Below are 24,052 nucleotides of genomic sequence, written 5' to 3'. Positions count from 1 at the left end.
ATTTGCGCAAAGTTAGAAAAAGAAAAAACGATGGCAATTATAATAACAGATGAATGTATTAATTGTGGTGCTTGTGAACCAGAATGTCCAAATACCGCAATTTATGAAGGAGCAGACGACTGGCGTTACGCTGATGGAACCGATCTAGAAGGTAATGTAGTATTACCAAATGGAAAAGAGGTTGATGCCGTTGAAACTCAAGAACCAATTAGTGATGAAATCTATTATATTGTACCCGATAAATGTACTGAGTGTAAAGGATTTCACGAAGAACCGCAATGTGCTGCCGTATGTCCCGTAGACTGTTGTGTTCCCGATGACAATAATGTAGAGAGTGATGAAGTATTGCTGGGGAAACAGGCGTTTATGCATCACAAATAATAGGTTAGATTATTAAAAAAAAACACCGCTACGATAGCGGTGTTTTTTTTTGACTATTAGAAAGAGATTACATTTTACTTTTCATCATTTCTTTGTTCTTCATATCAACTTCTTTAGTTTTATTTTTTATTTCATTCCCAGAACGCAAAGAGTAGGTTATTACCTCAATCTTATCGGTAGTTGGATTGTAAGATTCTACCACAAAATTGGCATCTTCATCATAATATCCAAACGCATTGGGTTGACCTTCAGTTAAAATATAGAAATATCCTAATTGATTCGTTGCTTTAATCTTTGCATATTCTTTTCTGGATTCGTCTTTATCGACAGTTATCATTTTAAAACCATTTCCATCTCTTTCGAAAACATACACAGTTCCTGCCAGGTCATATTCAAATTCAGTATTGATTTCTTTCGGTTGAAGTGATTTCGAAAAGTTAGTTTGATTGGAATCCGCATTTTTTAAAGCAATATCTTGCGTCACGGTTTTAGTTTGCTCGGTAGTAGATATTTCAATTCCGTTATTATTGGCGTTAGCTACTTTAATAGTGGTTACTTCTTCGGTGACGTTTACATTTTGTGCGAACACACCGAATGATCCTAATAAAGCTGCTGTAAGTAATAGATTTTTCATAGTTGTATATTTAATTTAGATTCTTGTTTTTAGATTTTTAAATAAAAAAACCACTGCTTCTCAAGAAGCAGTGGTTTTTCCAGATGAAGCTTATTTCATTTTATCTTTCTTCATAGTCTGTTTCTTCATCTTTTTATTGGTCATATCTGCAGCAAACGTGGTAATAATTACACGGTCACTCTCAGGATCATATTTCTCTACGATGAAATTTCCATCTTGATTAAAATATCCGAAAGAATTTCCTTCAGTATTAGAGATGATATAATACCCATTTTGAGTTGATGGTTTTAAAAGCGCATACTCGTTTGGAGTATTATCTTTCATCATCATCATTTTATAACCATCATTTTGATTTTTGAACATATAACGGTTTCCATCACTTGTGCTATATGATATTTTTGTGTCTGCTTTCGACGGAAGCATTTTAGTTTCAAAATTGGTTCTATCCATCGACGAATTTTTAAGAGCTATTTCCTGACTTTCTGTAGTAGTCATCGACTTTGTATTAACATCGGTTCCCTTGTTTGTGGTTACTTTTGTTTTAACCACTTCGGTTTTTTTCATTTCATTTTTATTGTCTTGAGCAAAACCTACTGTAAAGGCTCCCATTGCTATAATTAAGGCTATCTTTTTCATTATATATTGTTTTAATTATTATCTATCTGCAATGTAACTAGGAGAGTTGTTAATTTGATAAAAGAGGATGATAAGACTATACTAATCTTTGAGGTGTTTAACAATATTTATGATAAATAGTCTTAAAATAAATAGGGGAACAAAAAAAGTTCTTTCGAGATAATCAAAAGAACTTTTTTTTAGAAAAACTAAATTATTTTAGAAATTGTAATTAAGGCGAGAGTAATAATATGCGCCGCCGAATCCCATTTGTACAGAATCCCAATAACCACCACCTTCGGTCCAGTCATCCTGTTGATCTGGATATACATTAAAGAGGTTATTGCTACCTACGTTCAATTTTAAATTTTTTGAAAGTTGAAAACCTAGATTAAGATCTGTAACGATCTTTGAAGTGTACGTATCGGTTGCTGCTGTTATTTGGTTTTGGAAGCTTCCATAATCTGAAACATCTTCAAAAACTTGAAAATCTAATAATTCAACTTCACTAAAACGTGTAATTCCAATTCCTGCGTTGAACCAATCACGATCATAAGTAACATTTAATACTATCTTACTTTCTGGAGCTGAAGCTAATAAAAAAGCTTTGTCGCGTTCTCCGAAGAATGTTTGCTCATTTAAAGGACCGTTTTGAACCTCTTTAATCACCATATTATTAAAATTGGCAAGAAATGTAGCAGAAAACCTATTTTCGTTAAAAGTTTCTTTCCATGAAAACACAAGGTCTAAACCTGTAGTTTCGGTATCAACACCATTTGCAAAAAATTGTGCTGAGTCAACATTGGGTAGGTCGGGAGCAGGAAAATTTCCTGTAAGTACAATCCGATCTTGTACATCAATATAATATAAATCTGCCGTAGCAGTAAAGCTAGAGAAGTTTGCTGTAAATCCAAGTCCTGCGTTTATAGATTTTTCCTCTTGTAATGGACCAATACCAAATGAAGCAGTAACTGGGCTATTGTTTGGTGACAATAATTGGTCACTAGCAACGCCACCAATAAAGTTTGTAAATCTTAGGTTATAATAGATTTGTGCGAGCGATGGTGCTCTAAATCCTGTGCTTAATGAACCACGGATATTAATATCGTCTGTGGCCTTAAAACGACCAGCAATTTTACCATTAAGTGTACTCCCAAAATCGCTATAGTTTTCAAATCTTGCCGCTGCACTTAAGAGTAATGCTTCAGAAATGTCGAATTCTCCATCTGCATATAGCGATAAGTTAGATCTGCTTCGGTCAACTTCGTTTGCTGGACCATACCCAGGAAATCCTTGTGAACCACCAGGTCTAGTAACTTCTTCACCATCTATAGTAATAGTTGGTTGTGTTTGGTCTGCAGGATTGGTAATTAATACACCATTTTCGTCGAACGTACCATAGGCACCTGGTTCTCCGGCGAAAATAATGAAATTTTCGGTTCTATATTCTGCACCAAATGCAAGGTTCATCCCGTTTAGAATGTTTTCATAATATTTAGAAAAGTCTGCGTTTACTGTGTTTTGCGATAAGCTGTGTCCTCCGGCATCGAAATCGGTAGGTGAAGCTTCTTCCAAGGATGCATTTAATGTACCTTTAATATAGTAGTGAAATAAATTAATTCCGTAGGTATTACTAACGTCAACTTTCCATCCAGAATCGGTTGTAGTTCGAACCCCAGCAGAAACAGAGTTGTCTGTAATTATAGAAGTAATACGTGGTGTAAATCCATTTGGATATATAGATGCTACTACACGATTTCCTCCGTTTCTTGTAAATGCATACGCATCGGTATCTCTATAGTTTCTACCTCCAAATGCATAAATTTCGGTATTATCATTTACAGGGATCATAACATTTCCGAAGAAATTAAATCCTTCAATAGCTGCTTCTCCAAATCCTTTTCTAAAATCGAAAGCGGGGCGGAGGGTCTTATTTTTATTAAGATATTCGGTCGTGAAATTTGCATATCCGCCAGTTTCTCCTATTCCGAAGCCATAATTTGCGCCCAATTTTACCGATCCACCATCAAAACTTTGATCATCTCCAATTGCATTTCCATCTTTTTCTGTGTCTAAACGAAAGCCATCGGTATTCCAAACCCCATAATTTCCGTCTTGAAATGCGCTCGTATCTACATCTGCATTTGTACTGTAAGCACCATAGCTGAGACTCCCTGTTAACTCGTCGACATTGTCACGTAAAACAATATTAATAACACCCGCAATGGCATCACTTCCATATTGAGCAGCCGCGCCATCTCTTAAAACTTCAATTCGTTTAATGGATGATGCAGGAATTGCATTTAGATCGGTTCCTGTGTTTCCACGACCTCTTGTACCAAAAAGATTAATTAGGGAAGATTGGTGTCTTCTTTTACCGTTAATTAATACAAGTGTTTGATCGGGACCTAAACCACGGAGAGAGGCTGGATCGATATGATCTGCACCGTCTGATCCTGATTGTTTATTGGCATTAAAAGAGGGTGCTGCATATTGTAGGAGTTCGTTGATCTCAACCTTACCTACTTGAAGTGTGGCATTCGATACATCGATTACATCTACGGGAGCTGTAGTGTTCACTGTTGTTCGTTTGGGGCCTCTGGATCCTACAAGAACTATTTCATTAAGTGATTCCCCTTCGGTTAGTGTAACTTCTAACGTCGTTTTTCCTAGAAGTTGAACTTCTTTTGGGGTAAAACCGACATAGCTAAATATTAGAGTGGCATTAGCATCATTTACTTCAATGGTAAAATCTCCGTCGATTGAAGTGATGACACCGTTATCTGTATCTTTTTCAAGAACATTTACAAATGATAGGGGGGTTCCAGTTTCATCAATCACCATTCCGGTCACGGTGTTTTGAGCATAAGTCGAATAACATATTGCAAAGAATATGAATAATGTAAAATTTTTAATCATGAGGTTGTTTTTTTGTGGGTTAGAAATTAATTAAACAGTAACACTAAAATTACTTAATAAAAACGAGTAATATTCATTTTACTACAATTGTTATCTTATTTAGACCTCTTGGGTGTAAATTTGATAGAGCTTGACGCTTGATTCATTTTTTGTACATTTAGAGAAAATATTTCATATGCCAATTTGGTTGCATGTAACATTAATTGTGTTTATCGTATATTTTATTATAAGTATACTATTGTATTATTTACAAGATTATTTCTTGTTTAAACCAGAAAAACTTCCTGCCGATTTTCAATTTCTGTACGAAAATCAAGTAGTTGAAGAATACCACCTCACCACACGTGATGGGGCTGTATTAAACGGGCTTCACTTTAAAGTAGAAAAACCTATCGGTGTAGTATTGTATTTAAAAGGTAACTCGAAAAGTATTAAAGGGTGGGGGAAATTTGCAATCGATTTTACCAGATTGAATTACGATGTTATAATGGTTGATTATCGTGGGTTTGGTAAAAGCACGGGAAAGCGTTCTCAGAAAGCTATAAAAAGAGATTTACAGTTTGTTTACGATGAAATTAAAAAACGTGTAGCCGAAAAGCATATTATATTGTATGGTCGCTCCTTAGGGTCTGGATTCGCAGCCAAATTGGCTTCTATGAATACTCCAAAAATGTTAATTCTAGATGCACCGTATTATAGTTTAACGAAGGTAACAGGCCGTTATATGCCCTTTATGCCACTTTCTGTGATTCTTAAATATCCCATGCCGACCTATAAATGGCTTAAATATGTAACCTGTCCAATTCATATTATTCATGGCACAAAAGACAAGCTTATACCTTTTAAAACGAGTGTAAAGTTATCACAGATTAAACCAAAAATTACACGCTTATACCCAGTAATTGGTGGCGGGCATAAGAATATGAATACCTTTGAATCTTACCACGAGATTTTAAACAATATTATACGTTCCAAACCTATCGAGATAGACTTAAACACTACAAGTATTGGAGTTGTACACGCTAGCAAAAAATAAATTGAAACAAATTAAGAACATAGTACTAATTTGTTTCATTGCAGTGATTTCATTAATTGCAATACTTTATACCATGCAAGAAAAACTAATTTTTTTTCCAGTCAAACTTCCTATAGATTATGTTTACACTTTTGAAACTCCTTTCAAAGAATTTTATATTACTTCGGAAGATGGGGCAAAATTAAACGGTCTTCACTTTAAAGCAGAGAATTCAAAGGGGCTTATTTTGTATTACCATGGAAATGCAGATAATTTGGTGCGTTGGGGTAAAATTATAGAACCCTTTGTAACTGAAGGCTACGACGTAATAGTTATGGATTATAGAACTTTTGGAAAAAGTACAGGAGTGTTAAATGAAAATAAATTATATGAAGATGCCGAACTATTTTATACGTATGCACAAGATCATTCAGATGAAAAAGATATAACCGTATTTGGAAGATCCCTAGGAACTACTTTTGCTACCTATGTTGCTTCAAAAAATAATCCGAAAAATCTTATTTTAGAAACACCTTTTTATAGTTTGTTAGATGTGGCAGAACGACGCTTTCCCATAGTACCCATGGACCTAATCCTTAACTATAAATTTCCTACATACACGTTTGTTTCTAAAGTAAACTGCCCAGTTTTAATACTTCATGGCACAAAAGATCGGGTAGTGCCATACGAATCTGCAAAAGCACTCTTAGAAGAATTCGATGCAAAAAATAGTACCTTTATTACTATTGAAGGTGGAGGACATAAAAACCTTATTAAATTTAGAAAATATAGAGATAATCTTTCTATGTGGTTGTAAGAATTATTACATAAAAAATCCACCCTATAAAAGGTGGATTTAAAATATTTCTTGGAAACCTGAATTAGTTGTCTTTTTTTAGTTTTACAATTCCATCAGGTCTTTTCTCTAACATCGCTCTACGTTCTGCCAACTCTTTTTGTTGGGCAGCCATTTTCTCTTGCATTGCTTTTTTTGCTTTCATTTCAGCTCTTTCCTTTTCAGCCCTAATAGATTCTTCCAAATCCATTTGTTTTTTTGCCTTATTCTTTTCTATTAATGCAACATTTCTTTCATCTTTAGAAACCGCATCTTTAACTACTTCAACTTTATTGTCCTTAACGACTTTTATAGATGAATTTTGATTTAACTCATCGTTTCCTTCTACTTCAAGAAGGTCTTTTTCTTGGTCGATCTCTTGAACTATTTTAGTACGAACTTCTGTATCCCGCTTAGTAACACGTTTGGTTGTAGTTTCTTCTTTTACATCTGTCTTTACTTGAGCTATTGCAGGCATAACCGCAAATAAGGATACTGCTAAAAAACTTAATATAATTTTCATAATTAATTATGGTTTAATTGTTATGTAGCTAAAATACAATGAGAGTTGTTAAAGTATCGTAAAACCTAAGCCAAAGTTTTCCTATAATTCTTTCTAAAATCAAGAAAATAAAAATCTTTTATATTACAATGAAACCGTATATTTGCAGCCTTAAAAAATTCAACATGAAAGCAGGTATTGTCGGGTTACCGAATGTGGGAAAATCCACTCTTTTTAATTGTTTGTCGAATGCGAAAGCGCAAAGCGCGAATTTTCCTTTCTGTACGATAGAACCAAATATTGGGGTAGTAAATGTTCCCGATAGCCGTTTATTAATACTTGAAAAATTAGTAAGTCCAGAGCGGGTACTACCAGCAACGGTAGAAATTGTAGATATTGCAGGGCTTGTAAAAGGAGCTAGTAAGGGAGAGGGGCTTGGAAATCAGTTTCTTGGAAATATTCGTGAGACCGATGCAATTCTTCACGTATTACGTTGTTTCGATGATGATAATATTGTGCATGTTGACGGAAGTGTTGACCCTATTCGCGATAAAGAAACTATAGACATAGAGTTGCAGTTAAAAGATCTGGATACTACAGACAAGAAATTAGAGAAAGTTAAAAGAGCTGCACGTACTGGAAATAAAGAAGCAATTAAAGAAGAAGTAGCATTAAACAAAGTAAAAGCTGGATTAGAGGCGGGGATCTCTGTACGCGCTATCGATTTGACAGAATCTGAACGCGAAGAGTTCATCCAGCCCATGCAATACATTACAGACAAGCCTGTAATGTATGTTTGTAATGTGGACGAAAGTGCTGCTGTAACTGGAAATGCTTATGTCGATAAAGTAAAAGAAACGGTGGCTAACGAAAATGCTGAAGTGGTCATACTTGCAGTAGGTACCGAAGCAGATATTACAGAACTGGAAACTTTTGAGGAACGACAATTATTTCTAGAAGACCTTGGACTTGAAGAGCCAGGTTCGGCAAAATTAATTCGTGGTGCGTACTCGTTACTAAATTTACAAACCTATTTTACGGCAGGAGTTAAAGAAGTGCGCGCATGGACCATTCCAGTAGGAGCAACAGCACCTCAAGCAGCTGGGGTAATTCACACCGATTTTGAAAAAGGATTTATTCGTGCAGAAGTTATTAAATATGATGATTTTGAAAAATACGGGAGTGAAGCAAAAGTTCGTGAAGCAGGCAAGCTAGGCGTGGAAGGAAAAGAATATATTGTAAAAGATGGGGATGTGATGCATTTCCGATTTAACGTTTAAATTATTTTCTTCGGAAGAAATCCTTAAAAATAAAAAAAGTGCTGAAGAGATCAGCACTTTTTTTATTGTATTGGTTTTTAATTTAGAAACTATACCGTAACGCCATCCCATGATAGGTGTCTCCATTAAAAGCTCTTCCTGAACTTGAATAAACATCTATGTTACTATTCTCTTTCTTATGAAGCTCTGGTATAAAATATCCAGTTGCGGCACCAAGACCATACCCCAAAATTACATCTGTTAAAAAGTGTTGTCCAGCTTCCATTCTAAAATATCCTACAGCAGCAGGTAAAACAGCGGCTCCTGCCCAAACATAAGGAATAGCTGGGGAATCAGGATTAAAATCGCTATATACTTTAGCTGTAAAAAAAGTAGCTGTGGCTGTAGCAGCAACATGTCCAGAATAGAATGAACGTTGTCCATTATTTTTTTGTCTTCGTTCATCCGAAGTATTTCCACTGTCGTCATATACATAAGGCCGGGAGCGGTTTACTAGGCCAGCAGTTATAGTAAACATAGTTGCTGTGGTTCCTAAACTCTGAAGGTACATACCCAAAACTTGTCCTGTATGATCATTAGTTTCGTCATCGAGTAACAAAATGAATGGAGCCGCAAACGATATCGCAAAAGGGATATCACTTATCGAATTTGCACTTTCATCATGTTTACCTGCGACCCAGCGATCTAAAAAATTTATATCATCTATTTCATTTTGAAGGTCATTCTTAATTTTAAAGAAATCTTCATCAGAGAGATCTTCTTTATTTTGAATAAGTAATAATCCTCCAGCACTACCTGCTAAGCCTGCTCCTGTCCAGATTCCATCACGAACCCAATCCCATTCGTAAGGAGATTCACTTTTCTGAGCATTTGAGATAATTGTTCCTAATAGGAATAAGATAACTAAGGTGTAATTTTTCATGTTTCAAATATATTTAAAACCAACCCTACTATACTTCATTTAACAAATCGTTATAAAAAAATTAATAGATTTTTATAAAATGAATTTTTGTGTTATTCCGAAGAAAAAAAAGAAGAATCTTACTAACAATATAGTGCGTTTAATTGTTAATTACTTTCCTTTTTTCAGGTTTTCATTTTTAGTCTGAATGGGTATATTAGCGCAGTACACCTAGCTTTATGGCAGAAACTCAATATACCGAAGATAACATACGCTCTCTCGATTGGAAAGAGCATATCCGAATGCGTCCTGGGATGTATATCGGAAAATTAGGAGATGGATCTTCTCCCGATGACGGAATTTACATTCTTTTAAAAGAAGTGCTTGATAACAGTATCGATGAATTTGTAATGGGCGCGGGAAGAACGATCGAAGTGCGAATAAAAGATCAAGAAGTTAAAGTTCGCGATTATGGTCGTGGTATCCCTCTCGGAAAAGTTGTAGATGTTGTATCGAAAATGAATACCGGAGGAAAATACGATTCCCGAGCTTTTAAAAAGTCTGTAGGTCTTAATGGAGTAGGAACCAAAGCTGTAAATGCTTTATCTGCTGTTTTTAGAGTAGAATCTGTTCGTGATAATAAAATTAAAGCGGCAGAATTTAAATTAGGAGAACTTGTTGAGGATCCCGTAGCCGAAGACAGTTCTAAGCGGAAAGGAACTAAAGTTGTATTTATTCCAGATGAGAGTATTTTTAAAAATTTTAAGTATCGTACCGAGTATGTAGCAAAAATGCTTAAAAACTATGTCTATCTCAATCCAGGATTGACGATTGATTTTAATGGAGAAAAGTTTTTTAGTGAAAATGGGCTAAAAGACCTGTTAGAAGAAAATATTTCTGATGAAGATATGGTATATCCCATAATTCATCTTCGGGGCGATGATATTGAAATTGCCATTACGCACAGTAAAACTCAGTATAGCGAAGAATATCACAGTTTTGTAAACGGTCAAAATACTACACAAGGAGGAACCCATCTTGCCGCTTTTCGGGAAAGTATCGTGAAAACAGTACGTGAATACTACGGAAAAAATTACGATGCCAGCGACGTACGTAAGTCCATTGTTGCCGCTATTAGCATTAAAGTAATGGAACCTGTTTTTGAAAGTCAGACCAAAACGAAACTTGGTTCTACCGATATGGGTGGAGATTTGCCTACGGTTCGAACCTATATTAATGACTTTATCAAAACCCAATTCGATAACTACCTTCACAAAAATCCAGATACCGCAGATAAGCTTCAGAGAAAGATTGTACAGGCAGAACGGGAACGGAAAGAATTAAGTGGTATACGAAAGCTAGCAAAAGATCGAGCCAAGAAGGCCAATCTTCATAATAAAAAATTACGCGATTGTCGTGTGCATCTAGGAGACACAAAGAAAGAACGTAATCTTGAAACCACATTATTTATTACCGAGGGAGACTCGGCTTCTGGTAGTATTACAAAAAGTCGTGATGTAAATACACAGGCCGTGTTTAGTTTAAAAGGAAAGCCTCTAAATAGCTACGGACTCTCAAAAAAGATCGTATACGAGAACGAAGAGTTTAATTTACTTCAGGCGGCATTAAACATTGAAGAATCAATGGAAGACCTGCGGTATAATAATATTGTGATCGCTACCGATGCTGATGTTGATGGAATGCACATTCGATTGCTGCTTATAACGTTCTTTTTACAATTCTTTCCAGAGTTGATAAAGGAAGGTCATTTGTACATATTGCAAACTCCGTTATTTAGAGTTCGAAATAAAAAAGAAACGATTTATTGCTATTCCGAAGAAGAACGCAGGGATGCCATGGAGAAATTAAAACCGAAACCTGAAATTACACGATTTAAAGGATTGGGTGAAATCTCACCCGATGAGTTTGTACATTTCATTGGGGAAGATATTCGTTTAGATCCAGTAATGCTGGATAAATCAATGAGTATTGAAGAATTACTATCCTTTTATATGGGTAAAAACACACCCGATCGACAGAAGTTTATCATCAATAATCTAAAAGTGGAACTGGATAAAGTGGAGGAGTAGATTCGGTGGGCAGTAATAACCGAATTTTCACAATCTGTAAAATTATAAAATAACATAAAGGGAATTTTTCAATTTTGAAATTGAAACCTGAAGGTACATTATGAGCGAGGAAGAGAACCCAAATAGCGAAGAAGAACAAACAGGGCCTGATTATTTAGGAGAGCATGAGGATACGTCGGGTGAGACCATCACGAAGGTCACCGGAATGTATCGTGATTGGTTTCTAGATTATGCGAGTTATGTAATTCTAGAACGTGCTGTACCTGCAATTGAAGATGGTTTTAAACCGGTTCAGCGTCGTATCATGCATTCCTTAAAAGACCTGGATGATGGTCGGTATAACAAAGTGGCCAATGTAGTGGGGCATACCATGCAATATCATCCACACGGAGATGCAAGTATTGCAGATGCGATGGTGCAAATTGGGCAAAAAGATTTATTAATCGATACCCAAGGAAACTGGGGAAATATTCTTACGGGAGACCGTGCGGCAGCTGCCCGTTACATCGAAGCCCGACTTTCCAAATTTGCGCTAGATGTAGTTTACAATCCAAAAATCACAGAATGGCAGGCATCTTATGATGGTCGTAAAAAGGAACCTGTAAATCTTCCCGTAATGTTCCCAATGCTTTTGGCTCAAGGAGCAGAGGGTATTGCGGTAGGGCTTTCGACAAAGGTGCTTCCTCATAATTTTATCGAGTTAATTGATGCTTCAATTAAACACCTGCAAGGAAAACGTTTTCAGATACTTCCAGATTTTCCAACTGGAGGAATTATGGACGCTACAAATTATAATGACGGACTTAGAGGTGGAAAAATAAGAAGCCGGGCACGCATTGTTCAACATGATAAGAACACCTTGGCGATCACCGAGATTCCCTTCGGAACCACCACCTCTTCATTAATAGATTCTATACTGAAGGCAAATGATAAAGGAAAGATAAAAGTCAAAAAAATTGAAGATAATACAGCTGCGGAAGTTGAAATTTTAATTCATTTACCCAGCGGCTTATCTCCCGATAAAACGATCGATGCTTTATATGCGTTTACAAATTGTGAAAACTCCATTTCACCTTTAGGTTGCGTAATTGAAGATAACAAGCCTCTTTTTGTGGGGGTAACTGAAATGCTTCGTCGTTCTACAGATCGTACGGTACAGTTGCTGAAAAGTGAACTTGAAATACAATTAGAAGAATTTGAAGCACAATGGCATTATGCCTCTTTAGAACGAATATTTATAGAAAACCGTATTTATCGGGATATTGAAGAAGAGGAAACGTGGGAAGGAGTGATTAAAGCAATCGATAAAGGATTAAAGCCACATACTGGGCATCTAAAACGCGCAGTTACCGAAGAAGATATCGTACGATTAACTGAAATTAGAATTAAACGAATTTCTAAATTCGATATTGATAAAGCACAACAAAAGATTGATGCACTGGAAGATAATATCGCTCAAATAAAGCATCACTTAGATCATCTTATTGAGTATTCTATAGATTATTTTAAACGCTTAAAAAAAGATTACGGGGAAGGAAGAGAGCGTAAAACCGAAATTCGTGTTTTTGAAGATATTGAAGCTACAAAGGTTGTAATACGGAACACTAAGTTATATGTAAATCGAGAAGAAGGGTTTGTAGGAACGAGTTTACGACGAGATGAATATGTGACAGATTGCGCAGATATCGATGATATTATTGTCTTTACGCAAGATGGTAAAATGATGGTGAGTAAAGTGGATAGTAAAACCTTCGTTGGAAAAGGCATTATACACGTAGCTGTTTTTAAGAAAAAGGATAAGCGTACCATATACAACATGATATATCGTGACGGAACGAAAGGTGCAACATACGTAAAACGTTTTGCAGTAACAGCGATGACTCGTGATAAAGAATATGATCTTACGAAAGGAGCTAAAGGTTCTAAAGTGTATTACTTTACAGCCAATCCAAACGGGGAAGCTGAGGTTGTAACAATCCATTTAAGACAAAGCGGAAGTATTAAAAAATTAAAATTCGACCTAGATTTTGCAGATCAATTGATTAAGGGTAGAAATTCCAATGGAAACATTGTTACCAAGTATGCTGTTAAGAAAGTAGAATTAAAAGAAAAAGGACTTTCTACATTAAAGCCACGAAAAATATGGTTTGACGATACAGTACAACGTCTTAATGTGGATGATCGAGGCGAATTGTTAGGCGAATTTACCAGTGAAGATCGCTTGCTTATTGTAAATCAGAAAGGGGTTGTTAAGGCGGTAATTCCAGAATTAACTCTTCGTTTTGATGATGACATGATCGTCCTTGAAAAATGGAACCCGAAGAAACCACTGTCAGCCATTTACTGGGAAGGAGAAAAGGAGCTTTTTTATGTAAAACGTTTTTTAATTGAAAATCCTGACAGGGAAGAGGTGATAATTTCTGAACATCCTAAATCGTATTTGGAACGTATTTTTACAGATTATAGGCCTATGGCAGAAATTGTTTTCGCTAAGAAAAGAGGGCAGGAACGACAAGATAACATGGAGCTAAACCTTGAGGAGTTTATTTCAGTCAAAGGGATTACAGCTATGGGGAATCAACTCACTAAAGATAAAATCTTAGAAATAAACGCACTTTCTTCATTACCTTATAATGAACCAGAGAAGAAATCTGCCGAAGAGATGGATGTAGTAGATGAAGAAGCTATAGATTCAAATAATGAAGACGCACTTTCAGAAGAAAAAAAAAACGTAACTAATACTGAAAAATCTTCAAATAGTGATGACGATACAAAAAGAGATGATGAGGGGCAAACGTTACTTTTCTAATAAATAAAACAAAATATTAAATACATCAATTCCGAATTTAATTAAAAATCTATAATGGCAGGATTTATACAGGAGTTTAAAAATTTCGCGATCAAAGGTAATATGATCGATATGGCAGTGGGAATCATTATTGGTACTGCTTTTAACAATGTGGTAAATACCATCGTGAAAAAAGTAGTAATGCCTCCATTGTCTTTACTTACCGACGGTGTAAATCTTTCAAATCGAAAATATGTGCTACGAGAAGCAACCGAAACCGCTGAAGAAGTTGCCATTGGTTACGGGGAATTGTTTGAGGCACTTATCGATTTTACAATTATTGCATTAACGATATTTATAGTAATTAAATTTATTAATCGCTTTAAAAACAAAGCGGAAGATCCCAAAAATAAAGAAGTAGAGACTCCTAAAAACATTGAGCTTTTAGCTAATATCGAAAAGTTAATGGAGGAACAGAATACATTATTAAAAGGAAAGCAATAATAGAGTCGAACTTATTCTACGTTTTCAGCTTTTTTCAGCATTCGTATGCCTAAAATAATTAAAATATCTCCTACAAGAATAAGTCCAATCCAATAATACCAGGTGTCTTCTTGTTGTTGAAAATTTCGGACTAAAAGGTAAATTCCTAAAATTAAAAATAGCAGCCCGAAGAGAAAAATGATTAGTGCGTTTCTTTGTTTTACGCTTTGGTCTAACATGTTTTCTATTGTTCTTCCAAAAGTTTCTTAATACCGTTAAACAAAGCATGTTCGGTAGCATCGAATTCGCCATCGGCAACAAACAATGCTTTCATTTCTGCGATCATTATATCAATGTGAGTTTTCGATAGTCCTAAACGTTCGACTGCGGCTTGTATTTTTTGAATGCTTTGATAATCGTTATCATGCTCAAATTCCTTGTGAATACTTTTATACTCCGCAGGATCAACCTTCGCGCGAATCATTTCGACCTCTTCTTCAGACTCTATATAATCTACATTGGCACAATACAACAGAAGGTATGCTGAGAGTTCTTTTTGTGTCCAAGTGGTTTTAAAATCGCTCATAATACTAGTTTAATGTGTCTGTTTCGTCTTCAGGGATATTCGAAACAATATCTGATGTTTTCTTTCTATATTTCATGTTAATAAATTCGATAAATAAAGAGAACGCAATGGTAAAATAAAGATACCCTTTCGGAATTGTACCTATTTCAGATCCAAAAACTTCTAAATGTACTAAGTGTGCTCCTTCAGCAATTAGCATAAATCCAATAAGTATAAGGAAGGAAAGTCCGAGCAACTGTACGGTTGGGTGCTGTGTTACAAAACGACCTACTGGATTTGCGAAAATCATCATAATTAATACCGAGATTACTACAGCAATGACCATGATAACTAAGGCATCTGTAGGGGTGTTTCCAATACCATTTGTCATTCCTACTGCAGTAAGAATCGAGTCGAATGAAAAAACAATATTAATTAAACAGATCTGAATAATAGCTTTAGTAAGAGTTGTTGCGCGTTGTTTTTTTACTTCGCGCTCATCGTGCCCTTTGTCCTCCACTTTTTCGTGAATTTCTGTGGTACTTTTATATAATAAGAACAATCCTCCTGCTAGCAGTATTAAACCTTGTCCGCTAATGCCTGCTTTTAACCAAGGTAAATTAATGTGCCAAAAAGGAGCTTCCATTGCTACAAGCCATGAAATACCAAAAAGCAGCACGATACGAATGAGCATCGCCATTAAAAGCCCAATGTTAGTTGCTTTTTTCTGATGCTCTTTAGGAAGTTTACTCGCCGCAAGAGAAATAAATATAATATTATCGATCCCTAAAACTATTTCTAAGAATGTTAAGGTTAGCAATGCTACAAGCGCATCTGGAGAAGTTAAAATTTCGAACATAAATTGTTTGTTACTTTATAATGTGATGATTGGTTGTTATTGAATGTTGATTGTTTTTACTTTAATTGCGGTCCCTTTTTCTTTATTGGGTGTACCCACAACATTATATTCGAACGTATATTCGTCTTTTTTTGTGGTTAAAATCTTCATATGAATCGCTTTCTCTTCAGATTTGTTTTTAGGGTGTAATTTTTTCACAATATACTCACAATCGTTGATCCAACGAATACTGGAGGTGTCAGCCTTGCCTCTAAAGTAATCAATTTCTATGGAATCGTTACGCAAAAACGTTGTAGTTAAGACTTCGGTACCTACAAGAGCTTCAAATTTAAAAGTTCCGGTCTTAAAATCGGTACAATTACGTTCAGGTTGATAGCAACTATAGCACGTTAATAATATGAAAGAAATAAATAAAAGTCGCATGCTGAAATATTTTATGCGAATTTCTGAATTTTTTAAACAATAAGTTAGTTTTCGTAAGCCTTAAAACTTCCGTCTTTATAAAAAATAACAATTTTGTCAATTTCTTTTTGTTTTTCTTCTGAATTACGTTGTGACAGTTGAGATGTTTCAGTTTCTTTCTGAAGCACTTTCAATAGATTCGAACTTTCGGTTTTCGTAGTTCTACTTATTGAAGCAGAAGGGGAGTTTGAAATATTTTCTTCAGAAGGAAAAACACCTTTTCCATTTAATAGCCAATACAATTCTACCTCTGGAAATTTTTGGACCACCTTCATTACAAATTCTAAACTTGGTTTATTTCTACCTGAAATAAGATGTGAGATAGTGGAGCGATTAAAGTCGATTGCTTCAGAAAAAGCAGTAGCCGATAGACTGTAATAATCAAGTATCTTTTCTATCCTTTTAGCAAAATCGGTACTGTTTACCATTGTAATATCTAACTTTTTAATTTAACGGTTACAAATGTAAATTATTGTAATTTATCAGCATATAAAATTATGAAATATGTTCTTTGTGGTTATAATCTTACTTTATATAAATTGTTTTAATAATCTGATACACAATAAAATGACACGTATTTATAATGTATTCAGTTTGTAGACTTTACGAGCAACTCCAAATGTACCAAGATTGTTTACATATGTATACAATACAATTCTAAATTTATGTTTACAATTGTAACCGTTGGTTTGTTTATTTTTGTAAACACGTTTTGAACACTATGAAATTAACAACACTTTACGACTCTAATTTTGAATCTAATTTATTAGGAAGATATGTTACTTTAAAACATATTTTACCACTCCTCGATAGCTATGAAAATACTTTCGAAATAACTTCGATTGGGTCCTCAGAATCTGGTGAGGAAATACCAATGGTTAAAATTGGATCGGGAAAAAAAGTTGTTTTAGGATGGTCTCAAATGCATGGCAACGAATCTACAACCACGAAAGCTCTTTTCGATTTTTATAAATTTATAGCGCAAAAAAAGTATTATAAAAAAGAGATTGATCTATTTTTAGAAACGTATACCTTTTATAGTATCCCAATACTAAATCCAGATGGCGCAAAATTGTATACTCGTGTTAATGCAAATGGAATCGATTTAAATCGTGATGCAAAGAACCGTTCTCAAAAAGAAAGTATTGCATTGCGAAATGTATTTGAATCTTTGAAGCCAGATCTCTGCTTAAATTTACACGACCAACGAAGTATCTACGGATTAAAAAATAGAAAGGCAGCAACGGTTTCTTTTCTCTCTCCTTCCGCAGATAAGAAGAGGAGTATTACAGCCTCTAGAAAGGTCGCTATGGAACTCATTGTGAAAATGCAACAAGCTCTTGAGGAGTATATTCCAGGTAAAATTGGTCGTTACGATGATGCGTATAATGCGAATTGTGTTGGCGATTCTTTTCAGGAAAGTGGTGTCCCTACTATTTTGTTTGAAGCAGGACATTATGAAAATGATTACCAACGTGAAAAAACAAGGTCTTATATTTTTTATGCCTTTCTCTCGCTCTTCGACATCCTTAAAACAAATCCATCGTACAATTATAAAAGCTATCTTGACATACCTGAAAACCTTGTAAATTTTAACGATGTAATTGTACGACGGGTAGGTGTGGTGATAAATTCTAAAGTAACAATTACATCTATAGCAATTCAGTATGAAGAAGTACTTGAGAATGGTGCAATATCTTTTCATCCGAGAGTGGACGCTATTGGAAATTTAGATTCTAACTATGGACACAAAGAAATTGAAGGAAACAATGAACTCGTTTTAGTGAATTCTCAAGAATCTGTACATATTGGACAAAAAATTTCAACTATTATTGCTAAAAATGATAGATCACTTATTTTTTTTAAATTAAATGGTGATTTATAATTAAAGGCATTATTTTTGCATTTTGAAAACAAAAAAACAAGATGGCCAAATTTAAACTAGACGACACCGATCACAACATTCTCGATATGCTTATCGAGAACACTCGAACTCCATTTACAGATATCGCTAAAAAACTCCAAATTTCCGCTGGTACTGTGCATGTACGCGTAAAAAAAATGGAAGAAGCTGGAATTATAACGGGATCTTCTCTTCGTTTAGATTATCGTAAATTAGGATATTCGTTTATTGCATATGTTGGAATATTTCTTCAGAAAACATCTCAGACCCAATTTGTTTTAGAGCGGATTAACGAAATCCCTTTCGTCACAGTAGCACATGTCACTACTGGGAAGTTTAATATTTTTTGTAAAATACGGGCCAAAGATACCAGTCATGCGAAAGAAGTGATCTATAAAATAGATGATATCGAAGGAGTTACAAGAACCGAGACTATGATTTCATTGGAGGAAAGTATTAATGATAAAAAACGTTTAATGCACTCTATCTTTAATGAAATATAATTGAAATTTGTGCATTATATAGTAAAACCCTTTGTCACATGGCAAAGGGTTTTTTTATCTTTATACTTTAACTTTCATTTTTATACTTTATGACCTCACAAGAATATAACCCCTATTACAAGACTTACATTAATTTAGTAACCGAGCCATTACTCACTAAAAGTCTTTCAATAGGATTGCTGAATATAACAGATTTTTTTAATGCAATTCCTAACGATAAGCTTGAATATCGATATGCGACGAATAAATGGACGCCCAAGGAAGTTCTATTGCATCTAATAGATACAGAGCGCGTTTTTTCTTATAGAGCACTCACATTTGCACGTTCAAAAAATGTGGAGCTTCCTGGATTCGATCAAGATGAGTTTGTACAAAACTCAGACGCGAACAAATACACCTTAGATGAATTATTGGATGATTATTTGGCAACTCGAACTGCAACAATCTCACTCTTTAAAGGTTTTAACGAAAAAACGCTACAGCAATCAGGAATAGCTAGTGGAAGTACACTCTCGGTTCGGGCTGCAGGAACCATTATTTGCGGCCATGAAATTCATCATTGTAATATTATTAAGGAACGATACTTATAATGAAAATAATTTCACTACTTAAAAAAACCTATTCAAGCTGGGATAAAAATGACCCATGGGCGAAAAGTGCAGTAATTGCTTATTATGCTCTTTTTTCGTTACCTTCATTATTAATGATTACCATGTATGTTGCAGGTATTTTCTTCGGAAAAGATGCGGTACAAGGAAAAATTACCTCAGAAATTGGAGGCACCATTGGTATAGATGGGGCAGAAGCAATTGAAGAAATGATCGCTAACGCTGCAGTAGAAGATAGTACTACAATAACCGTAATTATAGGTATCGGAATGTTGATTTTTGGAGCTACAGGTGTGTTTTTTCAACTTCAGAAAGCATTAAATGATATTTGGAGTGTACGCGCAAAAAAAAATACATTTATTGATAGTATGAAGAGAAGATTACTTTCTTTCGGACTCATACTCATCATTGGATTTTTATTACTCATATCACTGGTGTTATCTTCAGCCATTGATGTGCTTAGTAAATATTTAGCCAATTATTATTCTGAAGTGTCTTCAGTACTTGTTTGGGTACTTAACCTGTTACTTTCAGAAATATTTATTGCAGGGTTATTTGCGGCAATCTTTAAAATGCTACCCGATATCGTTATTCCTTGGAAGACCACTATTATAGGAGCTTTAATTACATCTCTTTTATTTCTATTTGGGAAATACCTAATCGGGTTTTACTTTACACAGTCAAATCCTGCTTCTGTATATGGAGCCGCTGGAAGCGTTGTACTCATTTTACTATGGGTTTATTACACATGTTTAATTTTATTTTTTGGGGCTGAATTTACTGTAAATTGGGCGCTATTTAGGAACATTAAAGTAAATCCATCTCACAATGCTGTTTTGTCATATGAAGAAGAATTAAAAGAACTTCGTAAATACAAAGCTAAAATTGAAAAAGACAAAGAGACCGCCGAGGATCTCGCAACTAATTAACCTACTTTCCTTAACAAACTTTAGCATTAATTAATATAAGCTTAGCACAAAGTCTTTGTTAGAGCCTATGAATACTAGTATCTTTGAGTAAGCAAAACAATTAATATTAAAACTGAAAGCGATTATGAAAAAGAGAATAGCAATATTAGCAACCGATGGATTTGAAGAATCTGAATTAAAATCACCTAAAGAAGCGATGGAAAAAGAAGGTTTTGTCGTGGATATAGTTAGTGATAAATCTGGAACTATTAAATCTTGGGCAGATGGAAACTGGAGCAACGAGTACACTGTTGATAAAACTATAAATAGCGTAAATTCGAAACAGTATAATGCTTTAGTTTTACCAGGTGGAGTAATTAATCCAGATAAATTAAGAAGAAATGAAGACGCGTTAGTATTTGTGCGTGATTTCTTTAAAGAAAAGAAACCCGTAGCGGCAATTTGTCATGCACCATGGACTTTAATTTCTGCTGATGTAGTGAAAGGTCGAAAATTAACTTCCTTTAAATCTATTAAAGATGATCTTGTAAATGCAGGAGCAAATTGGGTAGATGAAGAAGTTGTAGTAGATGAAGGATTTGTAACGAGTAGAAATCCAGACGATCTTCCAGCTTTTAATTCTAAGTTAATTGAAGAAATTAAAGAAGGTAAACATGAATTACAGCACGCTTAATTTATGAAACTTTCTAATATAAAAAGAGGCTCCGTTTGGAGCCTCTTTTTATTGATAATAATTAGAATATCTCTTTTTTATTATTCTTCTTCGTCATCCATTTTCTTTCGATCCAAAAACTCTGCGATTGGCTCGTTAGTTTCAGCTTCCTCGTAATCGTCTTCTTCGAAATTTGCCATAGAAACTTCAAGACGTGAACTTACCTTAACTAGATAAATACTATCATTGTCGCGTACCTCTACAGCTTCGACAGTTTCATTTTTGGCATTTTTAAAAGTGATGACGTGGTCATCATCATATCCATCCGGATATTTCTCTACTAATAAAGAAAGTATTTCGGGAGTTAATTTTTTGTAATCTACAATTACGCGTTTCATGATACTGGGGTTGATGGTTTGTAATGAGTGCTAAAACTAAGAAAAAAATAAAAACACACTTAATCTTCGGGTTTATTTTTTTTAATAATTGTCATAATAATTAAATGCTTCATAAATAAGCTGGTTTTCAACGTGGCAATTTACTCGGTGTTTACCAAAATTCTCTAACAATACAAAGTTTATTTCGCCATGAGAATTCTTTTTATCATATTTTAATAAATCTATTATAGACTCAATATCCTTTTTTGTAAAAAATTCCTTCTGAAAATGTTTTAAAAATGTTGAAGTTACTGCTTCCAATTTTTGTTTTGGGAAATTACAGAGTATGGTCGAAATGTAAGTAGCGAGAATCATTCCAATTGCGATAGCTTCACCATGTAGCAATGTTTTTTTTTCTTCTGAAGAAAGGCAATAAGACTCGATTGCATGCCCTAAGGTGTGACCATAGTTTAGAGTCTTTCGTCTTCCTTTTTCTAAAGGATCTTCCGTAACAACTTCATTTTTAATTTTAACTGAAGCCCATATAAGTTGATTGACTTCATTCATATTAGCTGCAGAAAATTGTTTTAATTCATTCCAATATTCTTCAGAATAAATAAGACCATGCTTCAGCATTTCGGCATATCCTGAAGTAAGTTCTGCTTGCGGTAATGTTTTGAGAAATTCAATATCGATAAGAACTAAAAGTGGATTTCGAATAATGCCAATCTGATTTTTTAAATTTCCGAGATCAATCCCGTTTTTTCCTCCAACAGAAGCATCAACCATGGCGAGTAGGGTAGTGGGAATATTAATAAATTCAATCCCTCTCCTAAATGTAGAAGCGATAAACCCTCCAAGATCGGTAACAACACCTCCACCAAGATTTATTAAAAGACTATTTCTATCTGCTCCTTTTTCTGAAAGTGTAGTCCATAGCTCTATGCATGTCGAAATGTTCTTATTTTGTTCTCCCGAATGCATCTCAAGAAGCTCAGGCTGTTGTTTAAAATTTACTTTTGAAAGAAAATAAGGTAAGCAGTCTATTTTAGTATTAGAATCGGTAAGAATAAATATTTTAGAAAATGAATTGATTTTAAGCTGTTTAACAAGCTCTATCCATCCAACATTAGCATTAGAAATAGAACCTCGTTCTTTTTGAATAATTTCCATCTATTGAAACCGTATTTATTAGAATATTACATGTCAAATCTAACTATATTTGCCAACAATATTTTGCTAATATGGTATCAAAATCTTTATTCGATAATACAAAAACAGCATTCTCTCTAAAAACTGACTCAGAACTAGAGCGTGCATATTTTTTATTCAAGATGATTTCTAAAGAACCCTTAGTTCGTATAGGAACAGCAGCAACTAAGTTTGCATTAAATTTACATCTACCTGTAGAAGGTTTAATACGGTCTACTGTGTTCGATCATTTCTGTGGTGGCGTTAACGAAAAGGATTGTATGCCAGTAGTAGATAATTTAATGTCTGCACAAGTATATTCTGTATTAGATTATTCGGTAGAAGGGAAAGAAACAGAAGCTCAATTTGATGCAACAATGGAAAAGGTCATTGAGTTGACACGTTTTGCTAAAAATAAAGACGCAATGCCATTCTCCGTTTTTAAACCTACGGGGTTTGGTCGATTTAAATTATGGCAAAAAATAACCGAGAAAGACCCGTTAACTTCTAATGAAGAACAAGAGTGGGGGCGAATTAAAGAACGTTACGACAAAGTTTGTAAGGTGGCACACGAATGTAATATCTCCTTACTAATCGATGGTGAAGAATCTTGGATACAGGATGCCGCAGATGATCTTTGTGAAACAATGATGGAGAAATATAATAAAGAACAACCTATTGTATTTAATACGTTGCAATGTTATCGTTGGGACCGTTTAAGTTATTTAAAAGCTGCTCACGAAAAAGCTAAAGAAAAAGGGTATAAGCTCGGCTTTAAAGTTGTAAGAGGAGCTTATATGGAGAAAGAGAATGACCGAGCAGAGGAAAATGGGTATAAAACTCCTATCTGCGAAAGCAAAAAAGCAACCGATGATAATTTTAATGCAGTAATGAATTATATTCTTGACAACCTTGAGGACATATCATTATTTCTGGGCACACATAACGAAGCTAGCAGCTATTTAGCAATGGAAATTATGGATGCGAAAGGATTGTTAAAACGTGATAATCGAATTTGGTTTGGACAGTTATATGGTATGAGTGATCATATAAGTTATAATTTGGCAGCAGAAGGATTTAATGTTGCAAAATATATACCCTTTGGACCTGTTAAAGATGTTATGCCTTATTTAATTCGTAGAGCTGAAGAAAACACATCGGTAGCTGGACAAACGAGTCGCGAATTAACTTTGCTAAAAAGAGAAAAAGAGCGAAGAAAGATTTAATTTTTTTTAAGACAGTACAATTTTAATAGGTTAGTCAACATCGAGGTTTCCACTGCATCAACTCCCCTGTTAATATTAAATATGAAAACCTCTGGTTGACTTTGCATCTTTCAGCAATATAAAGGTGATGCATATAATTATTCTTTACAAGAGCACAATCTCTGATTTTAAGAATACAGATGTCGTCATTCAAGAATTACGATATCAATATAAATTATTATCCTATTGACAATTAAGAGTGTACGTTGGTGGTTCTTTTCGTTTATTTCGGAGCCAATAATATTTTAGTACATTTATAAATGATCGCATATTAACTCCCTCTATACTTTTTAAA

Annotated in this window: 25 protein-coding genes; 13 read left to right on the top strand and 12 right to left on the bottom strand. The window is 34.6% G+C overall.

Annotated features, from left to right (window positions below; genetic code table 11):
* Positions 1 to 30 precede the first annotated feature (30 nt).
* The gene (locus ULVI_RS11600) at positions 31 to 381 is read left to right on the top strand and encodes a 4Fe-4S dicluster domain-containing protein (RefSeq protein WP_068592940.1); all 351 of its coding nucleotides are present in this window, start codon (positions 31 to 33) and stop codon (positions 379 to 381) included.
* A 67-nt stretch (positions 382 to 448) separates the two neighbouring features.
* Here ULVI_RS11600 and ULVI_RS11595 read toward each other — a convergent pair whose 3' ends face one another.
* The 3 genes from ULVI_RS11595 to ULVI_RS11585 form a co-directional block, all read right to left on the bottom strand.
* On the bottom strand, positions 449 to 1,015 hold the full coding sequence (locus tag ULVI_RS11595) for a hypothetical protein (protein ID WP_068592939.1): 567 nt from the start codon (positions 1,013 to 1,015) through the stop codon (positions 449 to 451).
* A 90-nt stretch (positions 1,016 to 1,105) separates the two neighbouring features.
* Positions 1,106 to 1,651 (bottom strand): hypothetical protein, encoded by a 546-nt coding sequence (locus tag ULVI_RS11590; RefSeq protein ID WP_068592938.1) that lies wholly within the window; start codon positions 1,649 to 1,651, stop codon positions 1,106 to 1,108.
* Positions 1,652 to 1,849: 198 nt separating this feature from the next.
* The gene (locus tag ULVI_RS11585) at positions 1,850 to 4,546 is read right to left on the bottom strand and encodes a TonB-dependent receptor (protein ID WP_394330941.1); all 2,697 of its coding nucleotides are present in this window, start codon (positions 4,544 to 4,546) and stop codon (positions 1,850 to 1,852) included.
* 178 nt (positions 4,547 to 4,724) lie between these two features.
* On the opposite strand from ULVI_RS11585, the gene ULVI_RS11580 reads away from it, so the two are divergent.
* Both ULVI_RS11580 and ULVI_RS11575 read left to right on the top strand, forming a co-directional pair.
* Entirely contained in the window at positions 4,725 to 5,585 is an 861-nt protein-coding gene (locus ULVI_RS11580; protein ID WP_068592936.1) for an alpha/beta hydrolase, read from the top strand.
* Between the two features lie 73 nt (positions 5,586 to 5,658).
* Positions 5,659 to 6,381 (top strand): alpha/beta hydrolase, encoded by a 723-nt coding sequence (locus ULVI_RS11575; RefSeq protein WP_157632612.1) that lies wholly within the window; start codon positions 5,659 to 5,661, stop codon positions 6,379 to 6,381.
* A 64-nt stretch (positions 6,382 to 6,445) separates the two neighbouring features.
* On the opposite strand, the gene ULVI_RS11570 is transcribed toward ULVI_RS11575, so the two are convergent.
* Complete coding sequence (locus ULVI_RS11570; RefSeq protein ID WP_068592935.1) at positions 6,446 to 6,922, bottom strand: hypothetical protein; 477 nt, start codon at positions 6,920 to 6,922, stop codon at positions 6,446 to 6,448.
* 164 nt (positions 6,923 to 7,086) lie between these two features.
* On the opposite strand from ULVI_RS11570, the gene ychF reads away from it, so the two are divergent.
* Positions 7,087 to 8,181, top strand: a complete 1,095-nt coding sequence (ychF, locus tag ULVI_RS11565; protein ID WP_068592934.1) for a redox-regulated ATPase YchF — start codon at positions 7,087 to 7,089, stop codon at positions 8,179 to 8,181.
* Positions 8,182 to 8,263: 82 nt separating this feature from the next.
* On the opposite strand, the gene ULVI_RS11560 is transcribed toward ychF, so the two are convergent.
* Entirely contained in the window at positions 8,264 to 9,103 is an 840-nt protein-coding gene (locus tag ULVI_RS11560) for a phosphatase PAP2 family protein (RefSeq protein WP_068592933.1), read from the bottom strand.
* A gap of 218 nt (positions 9,104 to 9,321) precedes the next feature.
* Here ULVI_RS11560 and ULVI_RS11555 point away from each other — a divergent pair, with 218 nt between their 5' ends.
* The 3 genes from ULVI_RS11555 to mscL all read left to right on the top strand — a co-directional run bounded on the left by ULVI_RS11555 (position 9,322) and on the right by mscL (position 14,464).
* Positions 9,322 to 11,172, top strand: a complete 1,851-nt coding sequence (locus tag ULVI_RS11555) for a DNA topoisomerase IV subunit B (RefSeq protein WP_068592932.1) — start codon at positions 9,322 to 9,324, stop codon at positions 11,170 to 11,172.
* A gap of 100 nt (positions 11,173 to 11,272) precedes the next feature.
* Positions 11,273 to 13,981 carry a DNA gyrase/topoisomerase IV subunit A gene (locus tag ULVI_RS11550; protein ID WP_068592931.1) on the top strand — a complete coding sequence of 903 codons (2,709 nt, stop codon included), beginning with the start codon at positions 11,273 to 11,275 and terminating at the stop codon, positions 13,979 to 13,981.
* A gap of 54 nt (positions 13,982 to 14,035) precedes the next feature.
* A complete protein-coding gene (gene mscL / locus ULVI_RS11545) occupies positions 14,036 to 14,464 on the top strand; it encodes a large-conductance mechanosensitive channel protein MscL (RefSeq protein ID WP_068592930.1) in 429 nt (142 codons plus the stop codon).
* An 11-nt stretch (positions 14,465 to 14,475) separates the two neighbouring features.
* Here mscL and ULVI_RS11540 read toward each other — a convergent pair whose 3' ends face one another.
* From ULVI_RS11540 to ULVI_RS11520, 5 genes are read right to left on the bottom strand one after another with little or no spacing between them, the layout of a single operon-like run.
* Positions 14,476 to 14,682 carry a hypothetical protein gene (locus tag ULVI_RS11540; protein WP_068592929.1) on the bottom strand — a complete coding sequence of 69 codons (207 nt, stop codon included), beginning with the start codon at positions 14,680 to 14,682 and terminating at the stop codon, positions 14,476 to 14,478.
* Between the two features lie 5 nt (positions 14,683 to 14,687).
* A complete protein-coding gene (locus ULVI_RS11535) occupies positions 14,688 to 15,029 on the bottom strand; it encodes a hypothetical protein (RefSeq protein ID WP_068592928.1) in 342 nt (113 codons plus the stop codon).
* Between the two features lie 4 nt (positions 15,030 to 15,033).
* Positions 15,034 to 15,867, bottom strand: a complete 834-nt coding sequence (locus tag ULVI_RS11530) for a TerC family protein (RefSeq protein ID WP_068592927.1) — start codon at positions 15,865 to 15,867, stop codon at positions 15,034 to 15,036.
* A gap of 36 nt (positions 15,868 to 15,903) precedes the next feature.
* Positions 15,904 to 16,290: a DNA topoisomerase IV gene (locus ULVI_RS11525; protein ID WP_068592926.1), complete on the bottom strand. Its 387-nt coding sequence runs from the start codon at positions 16,288 to 16,290 to the stop codon at positions 15,904 to 15,906.
* Positions 16,291 to 16,334: 44 nt separating this feature from the next.
* A complete protein-coding gene (locus ULVI_RS11520; RefSeq protein ID WP_068592925.1) occupies positions 16,335 to 16,757 on the bottom strand; it encodes a helix-turn-helix domain-containing protein in 423 nt (140 codons plus the stop codon).
* A 293-nt stretch (positions 16,758 to 17,050) separates the two neighbouring features.
* Here ULVI_RS11520 and ULVI_RS11515 point away from each other — a divergent pair, with 293 nt between their 5' ends.
* The 5 genes from ULVI_RS11515 to ULVI_RS11495 all read left to right on the top strand — a co-directional run bounded on the left by ULVI_RS11515 (position 17,051) and on the right by ULVI_RS11495 (position 20,945).
* Positions 17,051 to 18,214 (top strand): M14 family zinc carboxypeptidase, encoded by a 1,164-nt coding sequence (locus ULVI_RS11515; RefSeq protein WP_068592924.1) that lies wholly within the window; start codon positions 17,051 to 17,053, stop codon positions 18,212 to 18,214.
* A gap of 41 nt (positions 18,215 to 18,255) precedes the next feature.
* Entirely contained in the window at positions 18,256 to 18,735 is a 480-nt protein-coding gene (locus ULVI_RS11510; RefSeq protein WP_068592923.1) for an Lrp/AsnC family transcriptional regulator, read from the top strand.
* An 89-nt stretch (positions 18,736 to 18,824) separates the two neighbouring features.
* The gene (locus tag ULVI_RS11505; protein ID WP_068592922.1) at positions 18,825 to 19,325 is read left to right on the top strand and encodes a DinB family protein; all 501 of its coding nucleotides are present in this window, start codon (positions 18,825 to 18,827) and stop codon (positions 19,323 to 19,325) included.
* Positions 19,325 to 20,272 carry a YihY/virulence factor BrkB family protein gene (locus ULVI_RS11500; RefSeq protein ID WP_068592921.1) on the top strand — a complete coding sequence of 316 codons (948 nt, stop codon included), beginning with the start codon at positions 19,325 to 19,327 and terminating at the stop codon, positions 20,270 to 20,272. The genes ULVI_RS11505 and ULVI_RS11500 overlap by 1 nt, the downstream gene beginning before the upstream one ends.
* A gap of 124 nt (positions 20,273 to 20,396) precedes the next feature.
* Complete coding sequence (locus tag ULVI_RS11495) at positions 20,397 to 20,945, top strand: type 1 glutamine amidotransferase domain-containing protein (protein ID WP_068592920.1); 549 nt, start codon at positions 20,397 to 20,399, stop codon at positions 20,943 to 20,945.
* Positions 20,946 to 21,025: 80 nt separating this feature from the next.
* On the opposite strand, the gene ULVI_RS11490 is transcribed toward ULVI_RS11495, so the two are convergent.
* Both ULVI_RS11490 and aroB read right to left on the bottom strand, forming a co-directional pair.
* Positions 21,026 to 21,322 carry a hypothetical protein gene (locus ULVI_RS11490; protein WP_068592919.1) on the bottom strand — a complete coding sequence of 99 codons (297 nt, stop codon included), beginning with the start codon at positions 21,320 to 21,322 and terminating at the stop codon, positions 21,026 to 21,028.
* A gap of 81 nt (positions 21,323 to 21,403) precedes the next feature.
* A complete protein-coding gene (gene aroB, locus ULVI_RS11485; RefSeq protein ID WP_068592918.1) occupies positions 21,404 to 22,474 on the bottom strand; it encodes a 3-dehydroquinate synthase in 1,071 nt (356 codons plus the stop codon).
* A gap of 71 nt (positions 22,475 to 22,545) precedes the next feature.
* On the opposite strand from aroB, the gene ULVI_RS11480 reads away from it, so the two are divergent.
* Positions 22,546 to 23,718, top strand: coding sequence for a proline dehydrogenase family protein (locus tag ULVI_RS11480; protein WP_068592917.1), 1,173 nt, complete (start codon positions 22,546 to 22,548; stop codon positions 23,716 to 23,718).
* Positions 23,719 to 24,052 lie beyond the last annotated feature (334 nt).

The sequence above is a fragment of the Cochleicola gelatinilyticus genome (assembly GCF_001637325.1).
Lineage (GTDB): Bacteria > Bacteroidota > Bacteroidia > Flavobacteriales > Flavobacteriaceae > Cochleicola > Cochleicola gelatinilyticus.
Note: the sequence above shows the minus strand (reverse complement) of the source record. Positions and strands in the feature narration are given on the sequence as shown.

Coding starts and splice junctions, on each gene's coding strand:
- ULVI_RS11570 (WP_068592935.1), bottom strand. CDS start 6,922: ATGAAAATTATATTAAGTTTTTTAGCAGTATCCTTATTTGCGGTTATG.
- ULVI_RS11550 (WP_068592931.1), top strand. CDS start 11,273: ATGAGCGAGGAAGAGAACCCAAATAGCGAAGAAGAACAAACAGGGCCT.
- mscL (WP_068592930.1), top strand. CDS start 14,036: ATGGCAGGATTTATACAGGAGTTTAAAAATTTCGCGATCAAAGGTAAT.
- ULVI_RS11515 (WP_068592924.1), top strand. CDS start 17,051: ATGAAATTAACAACACTTTACGACTCTAATTTTGAATCTAATTTATTA.
- ULVI_RS11575 (WP_157632612.1), top strand. CDS start 5,659: ATGCAAGAAAAACTAATTTTTTTTCCAGTCAAACTTCCTATAGATTAT.
- ULVI_RS11505 (WP_068592922.1), top strand. CDS start 18,825: ATGACCTCACAAGAATATAACCCCTATTACAAGACTTACATTAATTTA.
- aroB (WP_068592918.1), bottom strand. CDS start 22,474: ATGGAAATTATTCAAAAAGAACGAGGTTCTATTTCTAATGCTAATGTT.
- ULVI_RS11510 (WP_068592923.1), top strand. CDS start 18,256: ATGGCCAAATTTAAACTAGACGACACCGATCACAACATTCTCGATATG.
- ULVI_RS11495 (WP_068592920.1), top strand. CDS start 20,397: ATGAAAAAGAGAATAGCAATATTAGCAACCGATGGATTTGAAGAATCT.
- ULVI_RS11560 (WP_068592933.1), bottom strand. CDS start 9,103: ATGAAAAATTACACCTTAGTTATCTTATTCCTATTAGGAACAATTATC.
- ULVI_RS11600 (WP_068592940.1), top strand. CDS start 31: ATGGCAATTATAATAACAGATGAATGTATTAATTGTGGTGCTTGTGAA.
- ULVI_RS11540 (WP_068592929.1), bottom strand. CDS start 14,682: ATGTTAGACCAAAGCGTAAAACAAAGAAACGCACTAATCATTTTTCTC.
- ULVI_RS11490 (WP_068592919.1), bottom strand. CDS start 21,322: ATGAAACGCGTAATTGTAGATTACAAAAAATTAACTCCCGAAATACTT.
- ULVI_RS11530 (WP_068592927.1), bottom strand. CDS start 15,867: ATGTTCGAAATTTTAACTTCTCCAGATGCGCTTGTAGCATTGCTAACC.
- ULVI_RS11520 (WP_068592925.1), bottom strand. CDS start 16,757: ATGGTAAACAGTACCGATTTTGCTAAAAGGATAGAAAAGATACTTGAT.
- ULVI_RS11525 (WP_068592926.1), bottom strand. CDS start 16,290: ATGCGACTTTTATTTATTTCTTTCATATTATTAACGTGCTATAGTTGC.
- ULVI_RS11595 (WP_068592939.1), bottom strand. CDS start 1,015: ATGAAAAATCTATTACTTACAGCAGCTTTATTAGGATCATTCGGTGTG.
- ULVI_RS11555 (WP_068592932.1), top strand. CDS start 9,322: ATGGCAGAAACTCAATATACCGAAGATAACATACGCTCTCTCGATTGG.
- ULVI_RS11590 (WP_068592938.1), bottom strand. CDS start 1,651: ATGAAAAAGATAGCCTTAATTATAGCAATGGGAGCCTTTACAGTAGGT.
- ULVI_RS11580 (WP_068592936.1), top strand. CDS start 4,725: ATGCCAATTTGGTTGCATGTAACATTAATTGTGTTTATCGTATATTTT.
- ULVI_RS11535 (WP_068592928.1), bottom strand. CDS start 15,029: ATGAGCGATTTTAAAACCACTTGGACACAAAAAGAACTCTCAGCATAC.
- ULVI_RS11480 (WP_068592917.1), top strand. CDS start 22,546: ATGGTATCAAAATCTTTATTCGATAATACAAAAACAGCATTCTCTCTA.
- ULVI_RS11500 (WP_068592921.1), top strand. CDS start 19,325: ATGAAAATAATTTCACTACTTAAAAAAACCTATTCAAGCTGGGATAAA.
- ychF (WP_068592934.1), top strand. CDS start 7,087: ATGAAAGCAGGTATTGTCGGGTTACCGAATGTGGGAAAATCCACTCTT.